General features: G+C 64.8%; 23 protein-coding genes. 15 read left to right on the top strand and 8 right to left on the bottom strand.

From position 1 onward, the window contains the following. Window positions 1-57 precede the first annotated feature (57 nt). Complete coding sequence (locus EJ070_RS07200) at window positions 58-1,077, top strand: helix-turn-helix domain-containing protein (RefSeq protein ID WP_210211973.1); 1,020 nt, start codon at window positions 58-60, stop codon at window positions 1,075-1,077. A 234-nt stretch (window positions 1,078-1,311) separates the two neighbouring features. On the opposite strand, the gene EJ070_RS07195 is transcribed toward EJ070_RS07200, so the two are convergent. The 4 genes from EJ070_RS07195 to speB form a co-directional block, all read right to left on the bottom strand. Next, entirely contained in the window at window positions 1,312-1,956 is a 645-nt protein-coding gene (locus EJ070_RS07195; RefSeq protein ID WP_126090717.1) for an amino acid ABC transporter permease, read from the bottom strand. Next, window positions 1,953-2,621 carry an amino acid ABC transporter permease gene (locus EJ070_RS07190; protein WP_126090716.1) on the bottom strand — a complete coding sequence of 223 codons (669 nt, stop codon included), beginning with the start codon at window positions 2,619-2,621 and terminating at the stop codon, window positions 1,953-1,955. Before EJ070_RS07190 ends, EJ070_RS07195 begins: the two co-directional genes overlap by 4 nt. An 89-nt stretch (window positions 2,622-2,710) precedes the next feature. Continuing rightward, a complete protein-coding gene (locus EJ070_RS07185; RefSeq protein WP_126090715.1) occupies window positions 2,711-3,511 on the bottom strand; it encodes a transporter substrate-binding domain-containing protein in 801 nt (266 codons plus the stop codon). 157 nt (window positions 3,512-3,668) lie between these two features. Continuing rightward, a complete protein-coding gene (speB, locus tag EJ070_RS07180; protein WP_126090714.1) occupies window positions 3,669-4,724 on the bottom strand; it encodes an agmatinase in 1,056 nt (351 codons plus the stop codon). A 207-nt stretch (window positions 4,725-4,931) separates the two neighbouring features. On the opposite strand from speB, the gene gcvA reads away from it, so the two are divergent. The 8 genes from gcvA to EJ070_RS07135 all read left to right on the top strand — a co-directional run bounded on the left by gcvA (window position 4,932) and on the right by EJ070_RS07135 (window position 13,975). Further along, window positions 4,932-5,906 (top strand): transcriptional regulator GcvA, encoded by a 975-nt coding sequence (gene gcvA, locus EJ070_RS07175; RefSeq protein ID WP_126090713.1) that lies wholly within the window; start codon window positions 4,932-4,934, stop codon window positions 5,904-5,906. A 177-nt stretch (window positions 5,907-6,083) separates the two neighbouring features. After that, window positions 6,084-7,388 carry a nicotinate phosphoribosyltransferase gene (gene pncB / locus EJ070_RS07170; protein WP_126090712.1) on the top strand — a complete coding sequence of 435 codons (1,305 nt, stop codon included), beginning with the start codon at window positions 6,084-6,086 and terminating at the stop codon, window positions 7,386-7,388. Window positions 7,389-7,586: 198 nt separating this feature from the next. Beyond that, window positions 7,587-9,026 (top strand): hypothetical protein, encoded by a 1,440-nt coding sequence (locus EJ070_RS07165; RefSeq protein WP_126095666.1) that lies wholly within the window; start codon window positions 7,587-7,589, stop codon window positions 9,024-9,026. 139 nt (window positions 9,027-9,165) lie between these two features. Continuing rightward, window positions 9,166-10,470 (top strand): ABC transporter substrate-binding protein, encoded by a 1,305-nt coding sequence (locus EJ070_RS07160; RefSeq protein WP_126090711.1) that lies wholly within the window; start codon window positions 9,166-9,168, stop codon window positions 10,468-10,470. A 218-nt stretch (window positions 10,471-10,688) separates the two neighbouring features. Next, window positions 10,689-11,570 carry a branched-chain amino acid ABC transporter permease gene (locus tag EJ070_RS07150; RefSeq protein ID WP_126090710.1) on the top strand — a complete coding sequence of 294 codons (882 nt, stop codon included), beginning with the start codon at window positions 10,689-10,691 and terminating at the stop codon, window positions 11,568-11,570. After that, the gene (locus tag EJ070_RS07145; RefSeq protein ID WP_126090709.1) at window positions 11,567-12,529 is read left to right on the top strand and encodes a branched-chain amino acid ABC transporter permease; all 963 of its coding nucleotides are present in this window, start codon (window positions 11,567-11,569) and stop codon (window positions 12,527-12,529) included. Before EJ070_RS07150 ends, EJ070_RS07145 begins: the two co-directional genes overlap by 4 nt. Then, window positions 12,526-13,254, top strand: a complete 729-nt coding sequence (locus EJ070_RS07140) for an ABC transporter ATP-binding protein (RefSeq protein ID WP_126090708.1) — start codon at window positions 12,526-12,528, stop codon at window positions 13,252-13,254. The genes EJ070_RS07145 and EJ070_RS07140 overlap by 4 nt, the downstream gene beginning before the upstream one ends. Beyond that, on the top strand, window positions 13,247-13,975 hold the full coding sequence (locus EJ070_RS07135) for an ABC transporter ATP-binding protein (RefSeq protein WP_126090707.1): 729 nt from the start codon (window positions 13,247-13,249) through the stop codon (window positions 13,973-13,975). The genes EJ070_RS07140 and EJ070_RS07135 overlap by 8 nt, the downstream gene beginning before the upstream one ends. Before the next feature lie 21 nt (window positions 13,976-13,996). Here the strand turns inward: EJ070_RS07135 and EJ070_RS07130 are convergent, their stop codons facing one another. The 3 genes from EJ070_RS07130 to pncA all read right to left on the bottom strand — a co-directional run bounded on the left by EJ070_RS07130 (window position 13,997) and on the right by pncA (window position 17,519). Next, a complete protein-coding gene (locus EJ070_RS07130; RefSeq protein WP_126090706.1) occupies window positions 13,997-14,956 on the bottom strand; it encodes an ornithine cyclodeaminase family protein in 960 nt (319 codons plus the stop codon). Between the two features lie 158 nt (window positions 14,957-15,114). Further along, entirely contained in the window at window positions 15,115-16,539 is a 1,425-nt protein-coding gene (locus EJ070_RS07125; protein ID WP_126090705.1) for a sodium:proton antiporter, read from the bottom strand. A gap of 365 nt (window positions 16,540-16,904) precedes the next feature. After that, a complete protein-coding gene (pncA, locus tag EJ070_RS07120) occupies window positions 16,905-17,519 on the bottom strand; it encodes a bifunctional nicotinamidase/pyrazinamidase (RefSeq protein WP_126090704.1) in 615 nt (204 codons plus the stop codon). Between the two features lie 259 nt (window positions 17,520-17,778). Between pncA and EJ070_RS07115 the strand changes: the two genes are divergently transcribed. The 6 genes from EJ070_RS07115 to EJ070_RS07090 are packed head-to-tail and all read left to right on the top strand — an operon-like array spanning window position 17,779 to window position 24,840. After that, entirely contained in the window at window positions 17,779-18,636 is an 858-nt protein-coding gene (locus EJ070_RS07115; RefSeq protein WP_126090703.1) for a xanthine dehydrogenase family protein subunit M, read from the top strand. Further along, window positions 18,633-21,386: a molybdopterin-dependent oxidoreductase gene (locus EJ070_RS07110; RefSeq protein ID WP_126090702.1), complete on the top strand. Its 2,754-nt coding sequence runs from the start codon at window positions 18,633-18,635 to the stop codon at window positions 21,384-21,386. The genes EJ070_RS07115 and EJ070_RS07110 overlap by 4 nt, the downstream gene beginning before the upstream one ends. Then, on the top strand, window positions 21,383-22,924 hold the full coding sequence (locus tag EJ070_RS07105) for a 6-hydroxynicotinate reductase (RefSeq protein ID WP_126090701.1): 1,542 nt from the start codon (window positions 21,383-21,385) through the stop codon (window positions 22,922-22,924). Before EJ070_RS07110 ends, EJ070_RS07105 begins: the two co-directional genes overlap by 4 nt. After that, a complete protein-coding gene (locus EJ070_RS07100) occupies window positions 22,924-23,805 on the top strand; it encodes a UPF0280 family protein (protein WP_126090700.1) in 882 nt (293 codons plus the stop codon). The genes EJ070_RS07105 and EJ070_RS07100 overlap by 1 nt, the downstream gene beginning before the upstream one ends. Then, entirely contained in the window at window positions 23,798-24,382 is a 585-nt protein-coding gene (locus EJ070_RS07095) for an amino acid synthesis family protein (protein WP_126090699.1), read from the top strand. Before EJ070_RS07100 ends, EJ070_RS07095 begins: the two co-directional genes overlap by 8 nt. Beyond that, window positions 24,379-24,840, top strand: a complete 462-nt coding sequence (locus tag EJ070_RS07090) for a MarR family transcriptional regulator (RefSeq protein WP_126095665.1) — start codon at window positions 24,379-24,381, stop codon at window positions 24,838-24,840. The genes EJ070_RS07095 and EJ070_RS07090 overlap by 4 nt, the downstream gene beginning before the upstream one ends. Here EJ070_RS07090 and EJ070_RS07085 read toward each other — a convergent pair whose 3' ends face one another. After that, window positions 24,841-26,550 carry a hydantoinase B/oxoprolinase family protein gene (locus EJ070_RS07085; protein ID WP_126090698.1) on the bottom strand — a complete coding sequence of 570 codons (1,710 nt, stop codon included), beginning with the start codon at window positions 26,548-26,550 and terminating at the stop codon, window positions 24,841-24,843. It lies immediately after the preceding gene. Window position 26,551 lies beyond the last annotated feature (1 nt).

Here is a 26,551-nt window from a genome sequence, read left to right as displayed (position 1 = left end):
TGGGCTTCGCACGTTGCTATTCCCAACATAGGCGCCTGGCGAGTTGACGGAATGACAATGTTCCATCAAATTCTGCCAATGGATGAAGGCAGGTCTATCGCGCCGCCGGAACCTAGGTGCGTCGCCTTTGTGCTCATCGGCGATATGGTCGCGCTCGACCTTATCGGCCCGCTCGAAGCCTTCACGGTGGCACGCGCACATCCTTCGATGGGTGGCCGGGATCCCTATCTAACGCGCATACTGTCCGAGTCGGGCGGTCCCGTCGCCACGCGGAGTGGACTTCCGATAGCGACGGAACCGGTGGGGGCGTTGGACGGTCAGGTGATCGACACGCTGATCGTGGTCGGGTGCGGCGGCGGTCGCCTTCCCGCCGGCTCGGACGCATTTCTAGAATGGCTGCGCACGCGGGCTTCGAGCATGCGCCGGCTCTGTTCGGCCTGCACCGGCGCCTTTGCTCTCGCGGAAGCCGGACTTGCCGATGGCAAGACAATCACCACCCATTGGCGTTGGCTGGACGAACTGGCTCAAATCCGTCCGGCGGCCAAAGTCAAGCGCGGGCCGATCTACATCAAGGACGGAAACCTTTGGACGTCTGCCGGCGTGACCGCCGGGATCGACCTTGCTCTGGCATTGATCGAGGAAGACCTCGGACGACCGGTCGCAATGGACGTTGCGCGGACCCTCGTCGTCTATCTCAATCGCCCAGGCAATCAGGAGCAGTTCAGCACGGCGTTCGAGGCGCAGACCCGGGCTGATGGATCGATTGCCGACCTCATCACGTGGATATCGAGCAATCTTCATGAAGAACTCTCGGTGGACGCACTTGCGTGCAAAGCCTCCATGTCGCCAAGGACGCTCGCGCGCAGGTTCGTGCAAGAAACCGGTCGGACGCCCGCCAAGTTCGTCGAGCAATTGAGACTGGAAGCTGCCAAGCGTGCCCTGGAAGACGGCAAACTCCCGCTCAAGGGGATCGCGCGCCTTGTTGGTCTGGGGGACGAGCAGAGCCTGCGCAGGGCGATGCTCAGATCGTCCGCAATCACTCCAAGCGAATATCGCGCGCGTTTCCGACTCTTGTAGCTACGGCTTAGAGCAATTCCAGGAAAAGTGCGTGGCGGTTTTCCGTCAGGAATTGCGTAGAAACAAAGAGGCGGAGCGGTTCGGCGTTTCCGTGAAAGGCTGTAGGGCAACCCATCCTCAGTTCAACCGGCACGGATGCGTGTAACAATTGTCGGCCCGTTGGCGGGGTTTGCTCATATCGTGCAAGGCAACGTGGCGTATCACACCGCCGCATCAGCGCGATGTGCTCGTAGCTCAGCGAACTGCCGCGCGCTCGAGCCGCCGTGCATATTGCGTCAGCGGGAAGCACATGACGAAGAAGATCAGCGCCACCAGCCCATAGACGGTGAACGGCTCGAAGGTCGCATTGTTGATGGCGTTGGAGGTCCTCACCAGTTCCTCGAAGCCGATGATCGAGGTCAGCGCCGTCGATTTGATGAGCTGCACCAGGAAGCCGACGGTCGGCGCGCGCGTGATCGCGAAGGCCTGCGGCAGGATGATCAGCCTGAGCTCCTGCAGATAGTGCAGCCCGAGGCTGGCGCCGGCGTCCCATTGGCCGCGCGGCAGCGCATCGACGCCGCTGCGCCAGATCTCGGCGAGATAGGCGCTGGCGAAGAAGGTCAGCCCCAGCATCGCCGCCGTCCACGGCTCGATGCGCAGCCCGAGCATCGGCAGGCCGAAGACCATCAAAAAGAGCTGCATCAGCAGCGGCGTTCCCTGGAACAGCGCGATGTAGCCGGAAGCGATCCGCTTGATCCATTTGTTCTTGGCTATGCGGAAGAACAGCACGATGAGCCCGACCAGCGCGCCGCCGACGAAGGCGGCCAGCGATAAAAGCACCGTCCAGCGGGCGGCAAGCAGAAGGTTGCGCACTATGTCCCAGAAGGTGAATTCGATCATGACACGCCGGCTCCGAGTGCGCGGCGCCCGCCGCTGACCAGCAGCCGGCGCAGTCCCATCGACAGGCCGAGATAGACCAGGGTCACCACCAGATAGGTCTCGAAGGCGCGGAAGGTCCGCGCCTGCAGCATATCGGCCTCATAGGTCAGCTCGCGCACCGCGATCTGCGACACGACGGCCGATTCCAGCATCATGATGACGATCTGGCTGGTCAGCGCCGGATAGATCACCTTCAGCGCCTGCGGCAGCACGATCTTGATGAAGACCTGGCGAGGCCTGAGGCCGAGCGCAAGCGCCGCTTCAGTCTGTCCGCGCGGCACGGCGTCGAGACCGGCGCCGACGATTTCGATCGTGTAGGCCGCCATGTTGAGCGTCATCGCCAGCATCGCGGCAAGGATCGGATCGAGCCTGACGCCGAGGCTGGGCAGCCCGAAGAAGATGAAGAAGAGCTGCACCAGGAACGGTGTGTTGCGCATCACCTCGACATAGGCGGCGATCGCCATCCGGAGCGGCTTCGGGCCATTTCGTTTGCCGGCGGCGCCGAGGATGCTCAGCAAGGTCCCCGCCAGCGTGGTGACGACGATCAGCAGGACCGTCGTCGCCGCGCCGCGCGCGATCGCGCCCACGGCACCCGCAAGCCAGCCGAAGTCGAGGCTGTAGCCCATAGCGATTGGCCTTGTTGGAAAGCGCGTAGCGCAGGAAACAAGTGCGGGAGCGGTTCAGCTCTTCTTGCGGCGCTGAACCGCTCGGGAGATCAATCCTTGAGGTTGTCGGGATTAAGCGGCGTCTTCAGCCAGGCCTTCGAGCTCTCGTCCAGCTTGCCGTCGGCCAGCATCTTGGCGACGGCGTCGTTCACCGCCTTCTTCAGCCGGTCCTCGTTCTTGTTGAGGCCGATATGCGAGGGCGAGGTGAGCAACTGGAACTTCTGCTCCGGCTTCAGCGCTTCCTGCTTGGCCAGCACCTGCGCGCCGACGTCGTTGCCAACGACCATCAGTTGGGTCTGGCCGGAGATGAAGGCCTGGATGACGGAATTGTAGTTGTCGAAGCGGCGGATGTCGGCCGAAGAAGGTGCCGCCTCGGTCAGAGAGGTATCCTCCAGCGTGCCGCGGTTGACGGCGATCGACTTGTCGGCGAGGTCATCCTTGCCTTTGACGGCGAGCTCGGCCGGGCCGATGACGGCGATGTAGTAGGGCGCGTAGGCGGCGGCGAAGTCGATCACCTGCTCACGCTCCTTCGAGTAGCCGACGCTCATCAGGATGTCGACGCGCTTGTCGGTGAGATACGGGATGCGGTTCTGGCCGGTGACGCTGACGAGGTTGAGCTTCACCTTCAAGGAATCGGCGATCGCCTGCGCGACGTCGATGTCATAGCCCTTGATGCTCATGTCGGCGCTGGCCGAGGAGAAGGGCGGGAAGTCCGAGAAGATGCCGACATTGATCGCGCCGGCCTTGGTGATGTCGTCGACCGCGTCGGCTCTCGCCTGCGTGGCGAGGCCGGCGGCGGCGAGCATCATGGCTGCCGCGATGGCGGATTTCAGTGCATTGCGAAGTGTCATTATAGTTCCCCTGCTGGAAGCTTGTTATTGAAACCGGCCGCCGGCTCCAGCGCGGCGGCCGTGTTGGTTAGAGCAATTCCAGGAAAAGTGAGACGCGGTTTAGGCTTGGAGACTTCGCCATAGCTTCCGTCCGGAATTGCGTGAAAATAAACAGACGTCAGCCCTTCTTGATTGCCGGGCTGAACACCATGAGGCTGAGAATCTCGAACAGCACCTGCGCGCCGACATGGGCGGTGTTGGTGGTCGAGTCATATTGCGGCGCCACCTCGACGACGTCGCCGCCGACGATGTTGAGACCTTTCAGGCCGCGCAGCAGCTCGAGTACCTCGCGCGTCGTCAGCCCCCCGACTTCCGGTGTCCCGGTGCCCGGCGCGAAGGCCGGATCGATGCTGTCGACGTCGAAGGAAATGTAGGTCGGGCCGTCGCCGACGATTTTGCGCGCCTTCTCGATGATGGCGGGGACGCCGAAGCCGGTCACCTCCTCGGCGTGCACGACGGTCATGCCGGATTCATAGGTGAACTCCCACAGATATTCGGCCGAGCCGCGAATGCCGATCTGGATCGTGCGGGTGGGATCGAGCACGCCGTCCAGCACCGCGTTGCGGAACGGTCCGCCGTGGTGGAACTTGGTCATGTCGAACAGGCCGCTGGTGTCGCAGTGGGCGTCGATATGGATCAAGCCGACCGGCGCCTTTTTGCCGACGGCCTTCAGGATCGGATGGCTGATCGAATGGTCGCCGCCGACCGAAAGCGGCAGCACGCCGGCGTCGACGATCTGATTGGTGCGCTTTTCGATGTCCTCGTGGCTGATCTCCAGCCGGTAGCGGCTGCGGAACGGTGTGTCGCCGATATCGGCGACGCGAAGCTCGTGCGTCGGCGCGCATTCCAGCACATGGTTGTAGGGGCCGATGCGCTCGATGGCGCGCAGCGCCCGCGGTCCGAAGCGCGCGCCGGGTCGGTTGGTGACGCCGAGGTCCATCGGCACGCCGATCATCGCCACCTGCAGGTCGCCGAAATCGGGATTTTCGGCGGCCACCTGCCGGTAGGGCGCTGCGAGGAAGGTCGGGATGCCGGAATAGGGCGCCAGCCGCGTGCCTGACTTGTTGAAGATCTTGTCGGCGACCTTGCGGAATTTCGGGTCGAACATCTCGCCGCCATGGCTCTCGCCATATTTGCGGCGCAACGCTTCGAGCTTGCCGCGATCGTAACCCATGTCCGGTCCTCCTCTGTGACTGCTTGCAGCGCTGCCCGCACGGACAATTGCCAAGCCAGCTGGATCGTTGCCCGCCGGCTAGCCTTGCGGATTTCACGTCTCTTGAAGCTGTTCCGGGCAAAAGTGTCGGGCAGCTGCTTTGAAAAATCAATTGATATTGTTAGGGTCATCACTGTGAGAAAAACTCACAAACTTGTGGAGTTGTCCGTGGCCAAACGCCTGCCGCCGCTGAACCCGCTTCGCGCCTTCGAGGCGACGGCGCGCCACGCTTCGCTGACCAAGGCGGCGGGCGAGCTCAACGTCACCCACGGCGCCGTCAGCCACCAGATCAAGGCGCTCGAGCAGTCGCTCGGCGTGAAACTCTTCGAGCGCACCGGCCAGCGCGTGAAGCTGACGCCGCACGGCGCCGAGTTCCTGCCGGCGGTTTCGGCCGCCTTCGACGGCATCGCCGCCGCCACCCAGCGCATGACGAGGCCGGCAAGCGCCGGGGCATTGTCGGTCTCCTGCGTGCCGGCGCTGCTCTTGTTGTGGATGACGCCGCGGCTCGGCTCCTTCACCGCGCAATATCCGGACATCCAACTCACGCTGACCCCGTCCAACGACGCCAGGGATATTCGCGCCCCGCATATCGACGTCTGCGTGCATTACGGCGACGGCAGTTGGAGCGACTGCTGGATACGCAAATGGTCGGGCCTCGAACTGTTTCCGGTGGTCAGCCCGACGCTGATCAACAACCGGCCGATCCGCAGCGTCCGCGATCTTGCCGATCACGTCTTCCTGCATGGCGACGACGGCCGTGAGTGGCACACCTGGCTGGCCGCCGCCGACGCGCTCGATCTGGAGCGTGGCCGCCGCCACCATCTCGGCGACGCGCGCATGGCGACTGAGGCGGCAGTCCATGGCCACGGCGTGGCACTCGGCGACTCAGTGACAGCGCGCGCCTTGCTCGCCAGGGGCATGCTCGTCGCGCCCTTCACGCTGTCGGTGCCGGCGGTCGACGACTTCTATGTCGTCTGCCGCAACGAGATGCGCTCGGCGCCGATCGTCCAGCTCTTCATCGACTGGCTGTTCGCCGAGAAGGAGCGGGACGAGGGTCGGGCCGATGCGCCCGTGGCTGGCCGTGTGCCGAGCCGCAGGAAACGCCCGTCGCTCAAGGTGATCGGCGCCAGGGCAGCGTCGTGATGACTGGACTTGCATAGCTGCTTTTTGTCGGGCCAGCTCCCAAACCGGGCAGAACTTTCGGAAATTCGATGCTAAGAGGCTTGTGGCTAAAGCCGTTCCAGGAAAAGTGCGCGGGCAGTTTTCCGTCCGGAATTGCCTGGAACAAATCTAGAGCGAGCAACGAAGGCGGCAGCAAGTATGGCAAAGACCGATATAGCGCGGCGCGTCTATAACCACACCTGGAAGCTCGATCCGATCGTCCGCAGCCTGCTGGACACGGACTTCTACAAGCTTCTGATGCTGCAGATGATCTGGGGCATGTATCCCAAGGTCGACGCCACTTTCTCGCTGATCAATCGCACGACGTCGGTTCGCCTGGGCGACGAGATCGATGAAGGCGAATTGCGCGAGCAGCTCGATCACGCCCGCACGCTCCGCTTTTCCAAGAAGGAGATGATCTGGCTGGGCGGCAACACCTTTTATGGCCGCAAGCAGATATTCGAGCCGGAATTCCTCGCCTGGCTGGAAGACTTCCGCTTGCCCGGCTACGAGCTCTCCAAACGCGACGGCCAATACGAGCTCTCCTTCAGCGGCCCCTGGATGTACACGACGCTCTGGGAGATCCCGGCGCTTGCCATCATCAACGAGTTGCGCTCGCGCGCCGCCATGCGCTCCTTCGGACCGTTCGCGCTCGACGTGCTCTATGCCCGCGCCAAGGCCAAGATGTGGGACAAGACCGAGCGCCTGAAGGCCTTGCCCGGCATCCGCATTTCCGATTTTGGCACCCGCCGCCGCCACTCTTTCCTCTGGCAGCGCTGGTGCGTCGAGGCGCTGAAGGAAGGCATCGGCGAGGCCTTCACCGGCACGTCCAACGTGCTTTTGGCGATGGACAACGACCTCGAGGCGCTCGGCACCAATGCGCATGAACTGCCGATGGTGTTCGCTGCGCTCGCCAATTCCGAGAAGGAGCTGCGGGAGGCGCCGTACAAGGTGCTGCAGGACTGGCAGCGCTACTATGGCGGCAACCTCCTGATCGTGCTGCCCGACACCTTCGGCACGGCTGCGTTCTTGCGCGACGCGCCGGACTGGATCGCCGACTGGACCGGCTTCCGCCCCGACAGCGCGCCGCCGATCGAAGGCGGCGAGAAGATCCTCTCCTGGTGGCGCGAGAAGGGCAAGGACCCGAAGCAGAAGCTTCTCATCTTCTCCGACGGGCTCGAGGTCGAGACCATCGAGGAGACCTATCGTCACTTCAAGGGCAAGGTGCGCATGTCCTTCGGCTGGGGCACCAACCTGACCAATGATTTCGAGGGCTGCGCGCCGACCGAAACCAACAGCCTCGACGCCATCTCGCTGGTCTGCAAGGTCAGCGAAGCCAATGGCCGACCCGCGGTGAAGCTCTCCGACAATCCCGCCAAGGCGACGGGGGACGAGAAGGAGATCAAAAGGTATCTCAGGATTTTTGGCGAGAAGGATCGGGTGAGGCAGTTGGTCAAGGTGTGACGACGCTGCCGGTTCTTCGGCATCGCCTTGCGAGACGGCAAAGTTGGATAGGCTGAGTTCCTTCGCGCCCCCCTCTGTCCTGCCGGACATCTCCCCCTCAAGGGGGGAGATTATCCTGTCATCTCCACCTTCGCCAATCTTCAGCTTTGCAGGGGAAGCGCCGGCAGAGAAGCTGCCAATCTCCCCCTTGAGGGGGAGATGTCCGGCAGGACAGAGGGGGGCGCCATAGAGCGCCACCTTTGCAGATTGGCCCCTGTCTCCTTCGCCCTCGTTCTCCTCCCAACCCCAGCCTTCGCCCACGCCTCCGATCGCGGCCATGTCTTGCTCCTTCCAACCGGCTACTACATCGCCGGCGGTGCTTTTGCCGTGGCCGTCAGCTTCCTCGTTCTGGCGCTGCTGCCGCCGGCAGCCCTCGGCAGTTTCTGGCGACGGCGCCTCTCCCTGTTCACCTTCGGCGACGGCTCACGCACTATCATCAGCCTGCTTTCCTTTGCCGGCTTTGCGCTTCTCATCGCCGCCGGCATCTCCGGCAGCCGCGATCCCCTCTCCAATCCGCTCCCGCTGGCGATCTGGACGCTGCTGTGGGCCGGCTTCACGCTGTTGCAGGGCGTGTTCGGCGACCTCTGGTCGTGGCTCAACCCGTGGTTTGGGCCTTGGCGCATCGTGAGCCGTCTGGCAGGCAGGCGTAGTGACGAGACGCAGCGGTCGCTCCTGCCCAAATGGTTCGGCTTCTGGCCGGCCTTCGCGCTGTTCTTCGCCTTCGCCTGGTTCGAGCTTATCGACCCGGCGCCCGATGATCCGTCCCGCCTGGCTCTCGCCGCCGGCCTCTACTGGCTGGTCAGCTTTGTCGCCATGCTCGCCTTCGGCTACGAGGACTGGAGCCGGCGCGGCGAATTCCTCGGCATCTGCTTTTCCATGGTCGCCCGCTTCGCGCCCTTCCAGCGCGACGAGGGCAGGCTCAGCCTCTGCTGGCCGGGTGCCAGGCTGCTTGCCGCCGAACCGTTGCCGCCAAGCGGCACGGCATTCCTTCTGCTGGCGCTGTCTTCGGTATCCTTCGACGGCTTGTCGAAGACCTTCTTCTGGCTCGGCCTGTTCGGCGTCAATCCGCTGGAATTTCCGGGCCGCACCGCGCTGATCGGCATCGGCAGCTTCGGCCTCGTCCTCACCTTCGTCCTGCTCGCGGCGGTGTTCGCGCTCGCCGTCTTTCTCGGCCAGCGCCTTGCCGGTTACGAGCATTCGTTTGGCAAGGCCGCCGGCCTGCTCGTGTGGTCGATCGTGCCGATCGCGCTCGCCTATCATATCGCGCATTACCTGACGGTGCTGCTCGTCGACGGCCAGTACGCGCTGGTCGCCTTTTCCGATCCCTTCGGCCTTGGCTGGAACCTGTTCGGCACCGCAGACAGGTTGGTCGAGGTGGGCGTCGCGGCCGGCGCCGGGTCGGCCTGGTGGCTGTGGAATCTGCAGGCCGGCGTCATCATCGGCGGTCATGTGCTGGCCGTGCTCGTCGCGCATGGCCTCGCTGCGCGGCTGCATTCGCAAGCCTCTCGCGCGGCGCTCAGCCAGCTTCCGTTGACGCTTCTGATGATCGCCTACACGATCTTCGGCCTGTGGCTGCTTGCCACGCCGACCGCTGGGTGAGAGTGTCCCCGGGGAAGCTCGCTTGCCAGGTCACGGCTTTGGTGATTTAGTTTGTACACATGCAATTTTCGCGTCCTCCGAGCAAGGAGGAGCGAGCCGCCTTATCGCTGGTCAAGACTGAAAAAACAGGGGAACGGACATGGCTGACAAGAACGGATTTTTCGACCTCTCCAAGACCACTCTTACGCGCCGCACCGCGCTGAAGGGCATGGCCGCTGGTGCCGGCCTTGCGCTGGCCCCAGGCTTCGTTCGCTACAGCCAGGCGCAGAGCTCGGCGCCGATCAGGATCGGCTTTCAGTTGCACCGCACCGGCATCGGCGCCGCTTACGGTCGCTGGTACGACAAGACGAGCGCTGCCGCGGTCAAGGCGATCAACGGCGCCGGCGGCATCAACGGCCGCAAGGTCGAGCTGGTGATCGAGGATGACGGCACCGATCCCGCGCGCGGCGCCGAGGTTGTCGGCAAGTTTGCCAAGCAGCACAAGACCGACATCGTCTTCGGCACGCTGTTCTCGCACGTCGTGATCGGCTCGGCGCCCGCCGCCGGCGAGAACAAGATCCCCTATTTCGTGGTCAGCGAAGGCCATCATGTCGCCTCGACCAAGCTCAACCGCTACGTCTTCCAGCCCGGCATCACCGACGTGAAGAGCCAGATCAAGTCGATGGCGCCGTGGATTGCGGCGAACGCCGGCAAGAAGGTGACGCAGATCTTCCCCGACTTCGCCTTCGGCTACGACCATCGCGATTACCTGCCGCCGGCGCTGAAGGCGCAAGGGGCCGACGTCATCGCTCAGATCGCCATCCCGCCGACGGAGTCGTCCTTCACCAAGTACTTCCCCCAGATTCCGGCCGAGACCGAAGTCATCTACCACGTCATGGTCGGCCCGGCCGTGCTCACCTTCGTCAAGGAGCTCGGTGAGTTCTACGGCTCGCAAAGGCCGCAGCTCTTCGGCTTCATGGACTCGCTCGAGGCCGTCGACATCAACAGCCCCGGCCTCGAATTCCTCGACGGCAGCCATTTCTGGGAAGGCTCGCCGCGCTACGCGCAGCCTGACGATTCCGCCGCCCAGAAAGCCTATCGCGCCGCCGTCGGCATCGACGACAATGGCGCCGCCGTCGGCGACCCGAAGGACATTTCCACCGCCTCGCACATGTTCGGCTGCTGGGAAACGCTCTACGTCGTCAAGAAGGCGATGGAGGATGCCGGCTACAAGGGGCCGGAAGACCGCGCCAAGCTGGTCGAGGCCACCGAGGCGCTGAAAGAATTCGCCGAAGGGCCGGAGCATCCGCAAGGCCCCAAGACGTTCAACGGCAAGATCCACCAGTGCTTCGGCATCCAGAACATCTCCAAGGTCGAAGGCGGCAAGCTGAAGGTCGTCCACAAGACCAAGATCGAGGACGGCCTCTACGAGCCGGAAGGGGATTACACGGCGCAGGCGCTCTAGGCTTGCCCTACCAGCAAAGCGTGGGCGCCAAGCCACCCCCCTCTGTCCTGCCGGACATCTCCCCCTCAAGGGGGGAGATCGGCAGCTCGCGCGCCGGCACTCATTCTGCGACGTTCGCCATTTGCGAAGGCGGCCGTGACATCCAATCTCCCCCCTTGAGGGGGAGATGCCCGGCAGGGCAGAGGGGGGTGCACTTGGCGCCAACCTGTGTGTAATCCATGCACTTCGGACCCCACCTCCTCCTAGCCGCCCTCGAAGGCCTCGTCACGTCCGCCGTGCTGGCGCTGACGGCGCTCGGCCTGTCGCTGGTCTTCGGCGTCATGCGCATCGTCAATGTCGCCCACGGCGAGTTCTTCATGCTGGGCGCGGTGCTTGCCTGGGCGGTCTCGACGGCGATCTCGGGCCATCCGGCGGTCGGCTTCGTTGCCGCGCTGGTGATCGCGCCCTTGCTGGTCGGGCTGGTCGCGTTTCTTGCTGAATGGCTTGTGCTGCGCCGGCTGAACTACAATCCCGAAAGCACCATCGTCGCCACCATCGGCATGCTCTACATCATCCAGCAACTGGCGCTGACCTTCTACGGGCCGGAGGCGCGCCCGGTCGAGCCGCCTTTCAGCTACCGCATCCTCCTGCCATGGTTCGGCTATTCCGGCTACAAGCTGTCGGTGGTCGCGGCCTCCGCCATTCTCCTCGTGCTGACCTGGCTGGTGCTGACGCGCACCAAGATCGGCCTGATCATGCGCGCCACGCAGTACGATCGCGAGACCGCGCAGGCCTTCGGCATTCCGGTCGAGCGCGTCTATGCCGGCGTCTTCGCCATCGGCGCCATGCTGGCGGCGATCGCCGCGGTGCTGATCGTGCCGATCAGCCAGGCGCATTACCTGATGGGACAGGATCCGTTGCTCCTGTCCTTCATCGTCGTCATCATCGGTGGGCTGGGCTCGCTGCGTGGCACCGTGGTCGCCGCCATCCTGATCGGTCTTTCCGACGGCATCATCTCGATGTTCTTCTCGCCGACTTTGGCCAAGATCATCGCCACGCTGGTCGTCGCCATGGTGCTGGTGTTCCGGCCTCAAGGGTTGTTTGGGACCACTCAGCGATGAAGGATGTTTCGCTGGCAAAGACCTACGCCCCGCATATCGGGATCATCGCGCTTTTGTTCGTCCTGAACTTCGTCCTGCCTGACTACCACCAGGGGCTTTTCGCCCGCATCATGACGCTCGCCGTCTTCGCCATGGGCTACAATCTGCTCTTCGGCTATGTCGGCCTGCTCAGCCTCGGCCATGCCATGTTCTTCTCGGCCGGCCTCTACGGCGCCGGGCTGACGGTGTACCATCTGGGCTGGGGCGTGCCGGAAAGCTTCATTGCCGGTGTGGCCTGCGGCGCGCTGCTTGCCCTGGTCATCGGCCTGCTCGCGCTGCGCACCTCTGGTGTGGCGTTCATGATCGTCACCATGATGTTCGCGCAGGTCTTCTATCTGCTCATCCTCTATTTCGCCGCCTGGACCGGCGGCGACCAGGGCCTGGTCATCCAGCAAACGTCGCGCGCGTTGAATTTCGGCAGCACATCGTTCGACCTCACCAACCCGACCGTGCGCTACATGAGTGCGCTGGCGCTGTTCTCGGTCGTGCTGTTCATCACGCTTGCCGTCGTCCGCTCCCGCTTCGGCCGCGTGCTGGTCGCCATCCGCGAGAACGAGGAGCGCACCAGGATGCTGGGCTACGACACGGTCGCCAACAAGCTCGCCGCCGTGGTCCTCTCCGGCACGATCTGCGCTGCATCCGGCGCGGCCTATGCGCTGCTGTTCGGCTATATCGGCTCGAGTTTCGCTTCGGTGCAGTACTCGATCCTGCCCCTGCTGTGGGTGCTGCTCGGCGGCGCCGCGACGACGCTCGGGCCGCTGATCGGCACGCTTTTCATGTACTATGTCACCGACATCACCAGCGGCTTCACCTCGGCCTATCTGCTGATCGTCGGCGTCGCGCTCATCCTGCTGGTACTGTTTGCCCCGAAGGGCATTCTGGGCAGCATCCGCCAGCGCTGGCTGGGATGGCTGCCATGACGCCGCTGCTCACCACCAAGGGCCTGTCGCGTCATTTCGGCGGGTTGCGCGCCGTCGACGGCGTCGACTTCGCACTGATGCCGGGCGAGATCCGCGCCATCATCGGCCCCAACGGCGCCGGCAAGACCACCTTCGTCAGCCTGCTCAGCGGCCGCATCCGGCCGTCCTCCGGCACGATCGTCTTCGACGGCGCCGACATCACCGGCATGCCGGCTTACAAAAGGGTTCGCCTCGGCGTCGCCTACACGTTCCAGATCACCAGCGTCTTCGCCAATCTCACGGCTTTCGACAATGTCGCGTTGCCGGTGCAGCGCACGCTGACCGACGGCCGCTCGAAGGGGCAGGTGAGGAGCGGTGTCATGGCTGCGCTGGAGCGCATCGGCCTCGCCGACCGCGCCGGCACGCTGGCCGCGCACCTTTCCTATGGCCACCAGCGCCTGCTGGAAATCGCGATGGGGTTGGCGCTGAAGCCGCGCCTCTTGATCCTTGACGAGCCGACGCAAGGCCTGGCCGACAGCGAGATCGACAATTTTATCGTCCTCGTCCGCGAGATCGCCAAAAGCGCCACCGTGCTGCTCATCGAGCACAACATGCCGGTGGTCATGCAGCTTGCCGACCGCATCACCGTCTTCAATTCGGGAAAGATCCTCGCCGAAGGCACGCCGGAGCAGATCCGCGCCGACGTTGAAGTGCAGGATGCCTATCTCGGAGCGACCCATGGCTGATCTCCCCGGGACTGAGAGGGGGCTGCTGACCATTTCCGGCCTCGACTGTTTCTATGGCGAGGTCCAGGTGCTCTACGGCCTCGATCTCGTGCTGAACAAGGGCGAGGTGCTTTGCCTGTTCGGCCGCAACGGCGCCGGCAAGACGACGACGCTGAAAGCGATCATGGGGCTGGTGCCGGCGGCGGCCGGCTCGATCAGGCTGGACGGCAAGGAACTGACCGGGCTCGCCGCGCATGACGTGCCGAAGGCCGGCGTTGCCTATGTGCCGCAGGGCAGGCGATTGTTCGCCGATATGACGGTGGCGGAAAACATCGAGATCGGCCTGATGGCGCGAGCCAAGGGCAAGGCGACGCGTGAGAACGTCCTCGATCTCTTCCCGCTGCTCAGGGAACGCCTCAGGCAACGTTCCGGCACGCTCTCAGGCGGCGAGCAGCAGATGCTCGCCATGGCGCGCGCGCTTTGCCTGGAACCGCAGGTGCTTCTGCTCGACGAGCCGACCGAAGGGCTGATGCCGTCGATGATCGCCAAGATCCGCGAGACGGTGGCGAAGCTACGCGAGCTCGGCGTCTCGACGATCCTGGTCGAGCAGCGCGTCGATGCCGTGCTCTCGGTAGCCGACCGCGTCTCTTTCATCGAGAACGGCCGCAACCGCGAGACGGTCGATGTCGAGGAACTGCGCTCCGATCCTTCGGCGGTTCGGCGGTATGTCGGCGTAGGTTGAGCCAGGCCTTGGGCCTTCACGCTAGTCGTCCAGCGCGCCGATCGCTTTCGCGCGTACGAATGCCAGGCCGGCTATTGCAAGATCGCCGACCGCCATGCCACGGAACGTGAAAGCTGTTCGCTCACTCGCGCTTTGACGACCCGACACGTCGCCGCCGACCAAACCCGTCAAGTCGCCGGCAACGAGTTCGGGCTTGACCATCGGTCTGCTCATCGTCGCCTCCTGCACCAAGTCGTCTATCACGATGCGATCGAAGACAGCCATGGTTTCAGGCAGCCAGGGCAGGGCCAGATCGGTCATGGTCGCGAAGACTCCGGCCTTCAGCCAACGCGCATCCAGAAATGAAGCGGGCTCGGGCACCAAAGTGACCGTTGTCACCACGATATCAGCAGATTCGACCGCCTCTTTGGCGGTATCGCTCGCCACTGCGGTCAGACCACGTGTCTCAGCCATCCGACAGAGTGCGTCACGATTGCCTGTGCCCCGACCAAAGGCCCGAATCTCCTGCAGCGGAAAAAGATCGGCCAGGACCTCGAGATGAGCGCGCGCCTGAACGCCGCATCCGATGAACGCGACGCACGCTGAGTCGGCCCGAGCCAGACGCCTGGCTGCCACGGCGCTTAGACCGGCCGTACGCTTGGACGTCACCCAATTGCCGTCGACCACAGCAAGCGGCAGACCCGTCTCAGCATCGAGAAGGGTGACCAGCGAGTTCAGGGTTGCAAGTCCCCGCTCGGCGTTGCGGGGGTTGACCACCAGCGATTTGGTCGCCAGCACCCGGGGCTCGGTCGCGACGCCGAGGGTCGCCATGATGTAGCGGTCGTCGCCTGGCAGCACCACCGCCTTCGGCGCGCACCATACTTCGCCACGCCTCTGACCGATGATCTGTCGCTCGATTTCATCGACCACGTCGGACGTCGAAATCGTCAAGCCATCCAGGAATTCGGCTGACAGATAGGGCAGCTTCTCGATGGTCGTCATTGTCGCCCCAACCCAACTCCGCACCTGCTCGACAATAGCAGAAACTGCAGGCCCCGCATACGCAAGCGCCGTCGCCATCCGGCTACTCCATGCCAGCGGCTGCCGGCGGCGTCGGCTTCACCCGACAAGGGCATCGCCAACGCTGGTCGTGTCTCGGCTCAACGGAAGAACACAAACCCCGCGATCAAAAAAGTCGGGATCAGCACCAGGCCCGACCACGCCATGTAGCCGAAGAAGCCGGGCATCTTGAAGCCGCGATGCCTGGCGATGGCAAACACCATGAAGTTCGGCGCATTGCCGATATAGGTGTTGGCGCCCATGAACACCGCACCGGCCGAGACCGCGGCGAGCGTCGAGGCGGCCTCCGTCATCAGGTGCTTCGCATCGCCGCCCGCAAGCTCGAAGAACACGAGATAGGTCGGCGCATTGTCGAGGAAGGACGACAGCGCGCCGGTCAGCCAGAAATAGGCGAGGTCGTTGGGCTGGCCGTCCGCCGAGGTGACCAGCGAGACCAGCGGTGCCAGCGCGCCGTCGTGACCTGCCCTCAGGATGGCGATGACCGGCACGATGCAGATGAAGATGCCGGCAAACAATTTCGCCACTTCGGCGATGGGACCCCAGGTGAAGCCGTTCGCCTGGCGGTGGCTCTTGTACGAGACTTGAAGCGACAGAAAGGCCAGCGCAAGGATGATCGCGTCACGCACCAGGTTCTGCAGCTCCAGGCTGACGCCGAGGATGGAAAAGCTCACGCCCGGCTTCCAACTCGCCGAAAGCAGGATCGCGCCGATGACGCCGGCCAGCAGCGGCAAATTGGCCAGCCCGCGCAGGCGCACCTTCGTGTCCGGCGTCGGGTCCTTGATCTTTGGCATGCCGGCCTCGCGGCGATGCAGGACGATGTCGAGCGCGAGGAAGACGGCGAGCACCAGGCCGCCGACGAACAGCGTGTCGGGCAGGATATGCACCGTGGTCCAGAAGAAATCGACGCCGCGCAGGAAGCCGACGAACAGCGGCGGATCGCCAAGCGGCGTCAGCGAGCCGCCGATGTTGGATACCAGGAAGATGAAGAAGATCACCACATGCGCGTTGAACGGCCGGTTGTCGTTGGCGCGCAGGACCGGTCGGATCAGGATCATCGAGGCTCCCGTCGTGCCGATGACCGAGGCCAGGATCGCGCCGACAAGCAGCAGGCCGGCATTCACCAGCGGCGTGCCATGGATGTTGCCCGCAAGCAGGATGCCGCCCGAAATCGTATAGAGCGCGAACAAAAGAATGATGAAGGACATGTATTCGGTCAGCAGCGTATGCAGCACCGCCTCGCCTGCCATCGGAACGCCGAACGCGACCGCGAGGGGAACAACCACCAAAGCGGCCCAGGCGGCGGCAATCTTGCCGTAGTGATGCTCCCAGACATGATGAAAGAGCAGCGGCCCGGTCGCGATCGACAAAAGCAGTCCGGCGAAGGGCAGTGCCCACCAGAGCGACATCGCGGCGCCGGGCAGCTCATGAGCCTCGGCGGCGAGCGCCTGTGCTGGAAACAGCACCGCAACGGCGAGCGCGGTTACGTATGAGAAAAGCCCCCTCATCCGGCCGCTGCGCGCCCTCCCTTCTCCCCTTGTGGGGTCCGAAGGACGGGGCGAGACCCGTGGCTCGCCCCCGGGCGGTGGATCGGCGCGCAGCGCCGAGACGGATGAGGGGTGCTCCAGCGGAGTGAGACGCCGGCGTTCCCTGGAACACCCCTCATCCGTCGCCTTCGGCTCCCCCTTCTCCCACAAGGGGAGAAGGGGGAGCCCGCATCCCGGCGCCGCAGACTGGTGACCTCCTCTCCCCATTGGGGAGAGGTCGGATTGCCCCGGATTGCCCTTCGCAATCCGGCTGGCAAACCGGGTGAGGGGGTCCTCATCCGGAGGCGATAATCCTGTCTTGGGACACGAGACCTTTGCGTCCACAGTCAGTCCGACAAATGATCTTCGAGCGTCACGCCGGCTTCGCGCATGCGTGCAATCATCGTGTCGACCGACCCGTTGAGATCGATGCCGCGGCAGGCGTCGAGCCGCACAGTCGTCTTGAAGCCTTGCTTCACCGCATCGAGCGCCGAGAAGGCGACGCAGAAATCGGTGGCGAGCCCGACCAGGGTGACGGTCTCGATGCCGCGTTCCTTCAGATAGCCGGCAAGACCGGTGGGTGTCGTATGGTCATTCTCGAAGAAGGCCGAGTAAGAGTCGATCGCCGTGCGGAAACCCTTGCGGATCACCAGCTCCGCCTTGGTCCAGGCAAGTCCGGAATGGAAGTCCGAGCCGAGGCTGCCCTGGATGCAATGGTCCGGCCAGAGCGTCTGCGGTCCGTAAGGCATCTCGATCGTCTCGAAGGGCTGCTTGCCGGGATGGCTGGAGGCGAAGCTCGAATGGCCGGCCGGATGCCAGTCCTGCGTCAATACGACATGCTCCGTGTGGCGGATCAGATCGTTGACCAGCGGCACGATCTCGTCGCCGCCGGCCACCGCCAGCGCGCCGCCGGGGCAGAAGTCGTTCTGCAGGTCGATGACGATGAGCGCTTCTGCGGCCATGCGGCCTCCCTCTGTCTTGGCTTGGGCTCCAGTCGAAGTGCCACTGACGCGACCGGAGACGGAACCTTGACCAGATGACTGTCGGCGTCAACCTCTCAAGCCATAACAAAGCTGTGCCGAGCAGTCCGTGACGTGCCCCGGCCATCGCTCCGCTTTGACAATTGCGGCGAACTTGATATCATTTGCATACGAATGAATTTGCCCGAGCCTGATGCCCGGCAGGTTCCCTCGGAAAGGCCCCTTTCTAGGAAGGCAAGGCGTGATCCGTTACGCGAAACCCACCACGGTCGACGAGGCGCTCGCCTTGCTTGGCGAGGACCGCTGGCGCATCCTCGCCGGCGGCACGGATTTCTATCCGGCGCAGGGCGCAAAACCCTTCCGCGACAACATCCTCGACGTCAACGGGCTGGTCGAACTGCGGGGTATCGCCGAGGCGGAAGAACATTGGCGAATCGGCGCCCGCACCACCTGGACCGACATCGTCCGTCACTCGTTGCCGGCCGCGTTTGATGGGCTGAAGGCGGCCGCGCGCGAGGTCGGCTCGGTCCAGATCCAGAACGTCGCCACCGTTGCCGGCAATCTCTGCAACGCTTCGCCTGCCGCGGATGGCGTGCCGGCGCTGCTGGTGCTCGATGCCGATGTCGAGGTGCGGTCTGCCGAAGCAACCCGTCATCTGCCGCTGGGCGACTTCATCCTCGGCAATCGCCGCACGGCGTCGCGGCCGCACGAGATGGTCACCGCCATTCGTGTGCCTAAGCGTTCGGCCGTCGGCACCTCGGCCTTCGTCAAGCTCGGCGCGCGGCGCTATCTCGTCATCTCGATCGCCATGGCGGCGGCTCGCCTGGTGGTTGACGATGGTGTGGTCGCCGATGCCGCGATCGCCGTCGGTGCCTGCTCCGCCGTCGCCCGTCGTCTTGCCGGCGTCGAGGCGGCTTTGCGCGGCCAGCCGGTCACCGCCGCGCTCTCGGATGCGGTGCTGTCCGCGCCGATCGAGGAACTGTCGCCGATAGCCGATGTGCGCGGCAGCGCCGAATATCGGCAGGATGCGGCGCGTGAGATCGTCGCGCGCGCGGTGCGCGCCGCCGTCGGCCTCGGCGAAAGCAGGGTGGCGGCATGAGCATGGAGCGCGCCGATATCGCCTTCGAGGTCAATGGCGCTGTCGTCAGCGTTTCGGTGCCGCCGGTGCGGCGGCTGTCGCAGGTCTTGCGCGACGAGTTGCGGCTGACCGGCACCAAGGTCGGTTGCGATGCCGGCGACTGCGGCGCCTGCACCGTTCTGGTCGACGGCAATCCGGTCTGCGCCTGCCTCGTGCCGGCGGCCTCCGTCTCCGGCACTGCCGTGACCACGGTCGAGGGCCTCGCCAATGGCAGGCTGTCCGCCCTGCAGGCGTCCTTCCTCGAGCACGGTGCCGCGCAATGTGGCATCTGCACCCCGGGCCTGCTGGTGGCGGCCACCGCGCTGCTGGAGCGCAATCCCACCCCGAGCGAGGCCGAGACGCAGGATGCGCTGGGCGGCGTGCTCTGCCGCTGCACGGGGTATCGAAAGATCATCGCCGCAGTGATGCATGCCTCGCGCCACATGTATGGTGTCGACCATCGCCTGCCGGAGGTTGGCCGCGCCGTTGGCGCCTCGCCGATCCGCCTCGATGGCCTGCCGAAAGTTACCGGCGACGAAAAGTTCGGTGGCGACTCTTTTCCGGCCGATGCGCTGGCGGTGATCGTGGTCCGCTCGCCATATTATCATGCGAGCTTCAGCTTCGGCGATCTCAAGGTCTGGGCGGATTCCCATCAGGGCATCGCCAGCGTCTTCACCGCCGCCGACATTCCGGGCCACAATTGCTTCGGTGTCATCGGTCCCTTTGCCGACCAGCCGGCGCTCGCCGAAGGTTTCGCGCGGCTGCGCGGCGAGGCGGTGGCACTGGTGGCTGGCGAGCGCGAAGCGATCCTCGATCTCGACCTCAACGATTTTCCGATCGCCTGGACGGAACTGCCGCATGTGCTGCAGCCCTGCGAGGCAAAGGCGAACGGCGCCACGCTGATCCATCAGCACCGGCCGGCGAACGTTCTCACGTCAGGCTTTGTCGAGCGCGGCGATCCAGACGGCGCGCTTGCCGACGCGGCCGTCACCGTCTCCGGCGCCATCGACACCTCCTTCGTCGAGCACGCCTATATCGAGCCGGAAGCCGGCTATGCTTACATGGACGGCGACACGCTGGTCGTCGTCGCCTGCACCCAGGCGCCCTATATGGACCGCGACGACACGGCCAAGTTGCTTGGCCTTCCGGTCGAGAAAGTGCGCATCGTGCCGACCGCCACCGGCGGCGGCTTTGGCTCAAAACTCGATGTCTCGCTGCAGCCTCTCATCGGCCTTGTGGCGATGAAGACGGGACGGCCGGCGGCGCTTGTCTACACGCGCAATGAATCGATGATGTCGACCACCAAACGCCATCCGGCCGAGATGAGGGCGACCGTCGGCGCGGATGCCGAAGGCCGTGTCACCGGCATGGTTTTCGCCGGCGACTTCAACACCGGCGCCTATGCCAGCTGGGGGCCGACCGTCGCCAACCGCGTGCCGGTGCATGCCTCCGGCCCTTACGTCACGCCGAACTACCGCGCGACGGGCTACGCCATCCACACCAATGGCCCGGTCGCCGGCGCCTTCCGCGGCTTCGGTGTGCCGCAGGCCACCATCATGCAGGAAACGCTCTATGATGAACTCGCCGGCAAGCTCGGTCTGGACCGCCTCGATTTTCGGCTGAAGAACTGTCTTCGGAACGGCTCCGAAACGGTCACGGGACAGCGCCTGGAGTCCGGCGTCGGCATCGGCGAATGTTTGGAGCAGCTTCGCCCGCACTGGGCGCGTGCGCTCACGGAGGCGGAAGTCTTCAACGTCGCCAATCGGGCAAGCAAACGCGGCGTCGGCGTCGCGTCCTGCTGGTATGGCTGCGGCAACACCTCGCTGCCCAACCCCTCGACCATCAAGGTCGGCATCTCGGCCGCCGGCGAGGTGATCCTGCACCAGGGCGCGGTCGATATCGGCCAGGGATCGAACACGGTCATAACGCAGATCTGCGCCGACGCGCTCGGCCTGGCGTTGGAGAAGTTCCGGCTGAAGAGCGCCGACACCGCCATCACGCCCGATGCCGGCAAGACATCCGCCTCGCGCCAGACTTTTGTGACCGGCAAGGCGGCCGAGACGGCGGGTCGCGCCTTGCGCGAAAAAATCCTGCGCTTCGCCAATGTATCCGACCGGGCATCGATCGCGCTCGATGGCGCGAGCATCTCCATCCGAGAGGGCGACGCGACGCGGCGCATCGATCTCACGGCGCTGAAACCCAATGCCGACGACCTGGTGTTCGTCGCGGAAGAGACCTATGACCCGCCGACGCTGCCGCTTGACGCCAAGGGCCAGGGCAAGCCCTACGCCGTCTACGGCTACGGCGCGCAGATTGTCGAACTGGAGGTCGATCTCAAACTCGGCACGGTGAAGCTGATCAAGATCACCGCCGCGCACGATGTCGGCAAGGCGATCAACCCTGTGCTGGTCGAAGGCCAGATCGAGGGCGGCATCGCGCAAGGCATCGGCATGGCGCTGATGGAGGAATACATCCCCGGCCGCACCGAGAACTTGCATGACTATCTCATCCCGACCATCGGCGACGTGCCGCCGATCGAGCACATATTGGTCGAAGTTCCGGACCCGGAAGGACCCTTCGGCGCCAAGGGATTGGGCGAGCATGTGCTGATCCCGACGGCGCCGGCGATCCTCAACGCCATCCGCCATGCAACAGGTGTCCTGGTCACCAAGGTACCGGCGACGCCGAGCCGCATCCTGGCGGCGATCCGTGAGAAGGAGGCGCGCCGATGAGCGAGCTTGCCGAACGTTTCGAAACCCACGACCCCGGCGAGAAGCAGGTGGCGGAGAAGATCCGCTGCGATGCCTGCCCGGTGATGTGCTACATCGCCGACGGCCGCACCGGCGCCTGCGACCGCTACGGCAATGTCGGCGGCCGCATCGTGCGCATGGACCCGCTGACCATCCTCGACCATGCGGCCGAGACCGGCGGCGCGGTCGTGCCCTTTATCGCCGAGGGCGAAGCCTGGAACGGCGAGTTGGTCAACACCGGCCGCCGCTTCGTCACCGCTATCGGCGCCGGCACCACCTATCCGGACTATAAGCCGGCCCCCTTCATCGTCAGCCAGGAGGTCGAGGGCGTCGATCTCGTCACCGTCGTCACCGAAGGAATCTTCTCCTACTGCGGCGTCAAGGTGAAGATCGACACCGACCGCCATATCGGCGATGAGACGGCGACCGTGCGCTCCGAAGGCGAGGCGATCGGCCACGTCACCACTGGCGAATACGGCTCGCAGATGCTGTCGCTCGGCGGCGTCCATCACCTGACCGGCGGCTCGAAGGCCGAGGGACGCGCCACCTGCGATGCACTGCTCAACCTCTGCAACCGCAAGCCGGTGGAGCTCACCATCGATGGCGGCGCGACGGTCGTCGTCGAGGCCGGCAAACCGCCGGTCATCGACGGCAAGGTCGAGCACCGCATGCGCGTCGGATGCGGCTCGGCCACCATCGGCATGTTCGCCACGCAGTGGCGCGGCCTGGTCGACGAGGTGGTGGTGGTCGACGACCACATCACCGGCGTCGTCTCCGAGCATCAGGCCGGCAAGGTGCTGGGCTGGGAGGATACCGGCATAAAAATCATCGGCCGGCGTTCGACGCCCGGCCGTTACTTCAAGGTATCGGAGCCCGGCCTCGGCTGGGGCGGCACCACGATCTCGGATCCGCTGTCGATCCTGGGCGATTGGAACCCCAAGAAAGGTGCTCGCCCCGGGCTGTCGCTCATGATGGTTTCGACCACCGGCGAGCAGTTCGCCTATTACGAACTCGACGACCAGCTCAAGCCGGTAGAAAAGCCATTCCCGGATCGGCTGCAGAAATCCGTCGGCCTGATCGAGGACAATTGTGAGCCGGCACTGTGCACTGTTCTCTTCGTCGGCGGCGCCGGCGGCTCGCTGCGCGCCGGCGTTACCGAAAACCCGGTCAACCTCACCCGTTCGGTACAGGGCCTGAAAACCTATGTGACGGTCGGCGGCGCACCGGTCTATGTCTGGCCGGGTGGCGGTATCACGCTGATGGTCGACGTGACCCGCGTGCCGGAGGGCGCCTTCGGCTATGTGCCGACGCCGGCGCTGGTCGCCCCGATCGAATTCACCATGCGCCGCGACGACTATGTCCGGCTGGGCGGCTATGAAAGCGAGATCCGCAGCGTCGAGGATATCCTCGCCAGGGGCGGCGAGTACCTCAATCCGCGCCGCGGCACTGGCGCGCGCGCCGGCAATCCCTGGCCGCCGCTGGCGCAATTGCGTCGCACCAAAGCCAACGGGGCCGGATGATGAACGGCCCGCGGGCGCATTGGCTCGCCGACGGCAGGCGGCTTCATCTCAATCACGGGCCGATCGATCTGATCGTCGAGGCCTTTGGCGATGCAGTTGAACGCCGCGCCGCTTACGCTCAGGCCGTCGCGCGCTTCCAGACGATCCTGACCGAGCTGGTGGAAGAACTTCCCGAATTGCGCCGACCGGCCTCGTTGCGGGCGCGCGCTTTCGCCGGCCCGACGGCGCGGCGCATGGAGGCTGCGGTCACACCGCTGGCGGAAGAATTCATCACGCCGATGGCCGCCGTCGCCGGTTCGGTAGCCGACGAAATTCTGGCGGCAGTGCTTGTCGGACGAAAACTCGACCGCGCCTATGTCAACAATGGCGGCGACAGCTCTATCCATCTCGGCAAGGGCGAGACGATGACGCTGGCCATCGCCGGCACCGGGCATGGCCTCGCCGACCGCATCACCATCCGCGCCGAAGATGGCGTGCGCGGCGTTGCCACCAGCGGCTGGCGCGGCCGTTCGTTTTCGCTGGGCATAGCTGACGCGGTCACGATTCTCGCGCGGACCGGTGCCGAGGCTGACGCAGCAGCGACGCTGATCGCCAACGCCGTCGATCTGCCTGGACATCCGGCGATCCGTCGCGTGCCTGCGCGTGATCTGGCGCCCGACAGCGATCTCGGCGACCGGCTGGTGACGCAAGGCGTCGGCGCGCTTTCGCCTCGCGAAGTGGTCCGGGCGCTGGACAACGGCCTTGCGGTCGCCGAAGATTTTCGCCGGCGCGGCTTGATTGCCGCATCGGCGCTGTTTCTTGGCGGTCAGACCCGCGTCAGTGGTTCCGTGGCGCTGGCCGCGCCCAACAATCATAAGGTGAAGGAAACTGCCCATGCCTGACTTTCCGATCCGCAAGGTCGCGGTTCTGACCGAAGAGATTTTTCACGACGGCGGCCCTGTGGCGAAAGAACCACGCCTGCGTGCCGCTGCTCTTGCCGTGGTCAAGAACCCCTTCGCTGGCCGCTATGTCGAGGACCTGCAAGGCGCGATGGAAGACCTGAAGCCGCTTGGGCTCCTGCTCTCCGACAGGCTGATCGCGGCGCTCGGCGGCGATGTGAAGAAGATCGACGGCTATGGCAAGGGCGCCATTGTCGGCACGGCGGGCGAGCTGGAGCACGGCGCGCTGTGGCATGTGCCGGGCGGCTATGCCATGCGCGAACGGTTGGGCGACGCCAAGGCGATCGTCCCGTCGGCAAAGAAGGTCGGCGCCTTCGGCTCGCGGCTCGACGTGCCGCTCGGCCACATCAACGCCGCCTATGTGCGCAGCCATTTCGACGCCATGGAGGTCGGCGTCAGCGACGGGCCGCGTCCCGACGAGATCCTGTTCTGCCTCGCCATGTCGTGCGGCCCGCGTGTTCATGATCGCATGGGCGGCCTCGCAGCCGGGGACATCAAGGCATGGGACGGCTTGAGATGAGCGGCGAGGACAATCTGCTGCGGCTGGTAGAGGCCGAAGAGCCGGACGAAAACAATTACCATCTGCAGGATCAGGTCGGCTTCATCCTGCGCAAGGCGCATCAGCGCCATGTCGCGATCTTCGCCGCCCACATCGCCGATCTGACGCCGCCGCAATTCGCGGCTTTGGCCAAGCTCTACGATATCGGCGAGACCTCGCAGAACCAACTCGGCACGCTGATCGCCATGGATGCCGCTACGGTGAAAGGCGTCATCGACCGGCTGAAGGCGCGTGGTCTCGTCGAGCTTTCCAAGCACGAGGTCGACAAGCGGCGGCTGCTGGTCAATCTGACGCCGGAAGGCCGCGAGGCGATCGAGCGGCTGATCCCGCTCGCCCGCACCATCACCGAGGAAACGCTGGCGCCGCTGACGACAAAGGAAGCCGCGACCTTCCTGCGGCTGCTGGCGAAGCTGGCCTGATCATTCAGCCGGGGCGGACCCGAACATCTCCCTGGCCTGCTCCGGCGTATAATAGCCAAGCCGGACATCCTCGGCGATCAGCCTCGGGTCGCGCTCGCTGGGATCGCCATAGCCGCCGCCGCCGGGCGTGCCGACGCGCACGCGGTCGCCGGCCTTGAGCGCTATGTCCTGTTCCTTGGAAAGATGCGGTGGCACATGCGCTTCCCCGCCCCTGAACACGGTTACGCTGTTCGGCGCCCCGTCCCTGCCGCCGAGCGCGCCCTGCGGTCCGAAGCGGCCGTGATCCATGACGAAGGACGCGCGCGCCTCGCCGCGCAATATCTCCACCTCATAGGCCAGTCCGAAGCCGCCGCGATGCTTGCCGGCGCCGCCCGAGCCTTCGCGCAGCGCATAATGCCGGTAGAGCACCGGAAAGGCCTGCTCCATGATCTCGACCGGCGGCGACTTCGAAATGCCGATGGTCGAGCAACCATTGCTCAAGCCGTCATGGCCGGCATTGCCGCCATAGCCGCCGCCCGAGATCTGGTACATGACATAGTCGCGCCCACGCGCCGGATCGTTGCCGCCGAGCGCGAAATTGCCGCTGGAGCCGGCGGGTGCCGCGGTCACCTTCTCCGGCAACGCCTGTACCATCGCTGCGAACACTGCCTCGGCGATGCGCTGCGAGACCTCCGCCGCGCAGCCCGACACGGGGCGCGGATATTTGGCGTCGAGGAAGGTGCCTTCCGGGCGCTTGACGTTCAGCGGCTCGAAGGCGCCGGCGCTGATCGGCACTTCCGGGAAGATATGGCGCATGGCGAGATAGACGGACGACAAGGTCGTCGCCAGCACGCTGTTCATCGGCCCGGCGCAAGGTTTCGACGACCCGGCAAAATCGAAGGTGAGCGTGTCGCCCTTCTTCTCGACGGCCAGATTGATGGTCAGCGGCTCGTTCACCACCCCGTCGGAATCGACGAAGGCCTGCGAGCGGTAGACGCCGTCCGGTATAACGGCGATCGAGGCGCGCATCTGGTCGGCGGCGCGGCGGCGCAGCTCAGCAATAGCCTCGACGACAGTTTCGTCACCGTAACGATCGAGGATTTCGCTGAGCCTGTCCTGTCCGATCAAGAGCGCCGCCGCTTGCGCGCGGATGTCGCCGATGCGCTGGTCGGCGACGCGGATATTCGAGCAGATGATGGCGTAGATCTCCGGATCGAGCACGCCCTTCTTGAACAGTTTCACCGGCGGCAGACGCAAGCCCTCCTGCTCGACGGCGGTGGCCGAGGCCGAGAAGCCGCCCGGCACCGAGCCGCCGATATCAGGCCAATGGCCGGTGTTGGATAGCCAGCAGAAGATTTTTCCACTGCGATAGACCGGCATGACGAAACGCACATCCATCAGATGCGTGCCGCCGAGATAGGGGTCGTTGACGATGTAGATGTCGCCGGGTTCCGGTGCCAGGCAGCTTCCGTCGGCGATCATCTCGATCACCGTTTTGGTCGAATACTGCATGACGCCGACAAACACCGGCAGGCCCTGGCTGCCTTGAGCGATCAGCGAGCCGTCGACGGCCGAATAGATGCCGTCCGAGCGGTCATTGGCCTCGGCGATGACCGGCGAGAAGGCCGCGCGGGAAAACGTCAAATCCATCTCGTCGCAGACCTGTTGCAGGGCCGCCTGCAGCACCGAAAGCGTGATCGTGTCGAGCTTTGCCCCTTCGAACGCTGGCATA

It is taken from the genome of Mesorhizobium sp. M1E.F.Ca.ET.045.02.1.1 (assembly GCF_003952485.1).
Classification (GTDB): domain Bacteria; phylum Pseudomonadota; class Alphaproteobacteria; order Rhizobiales; family Rhizobiaceae; genus Mesorhizobium.
The sequence above is the reverse complement of the archived record's forward strand: the minus strand, read 5'-3'. Positions and strand labels throughout refer to the sequence as shown.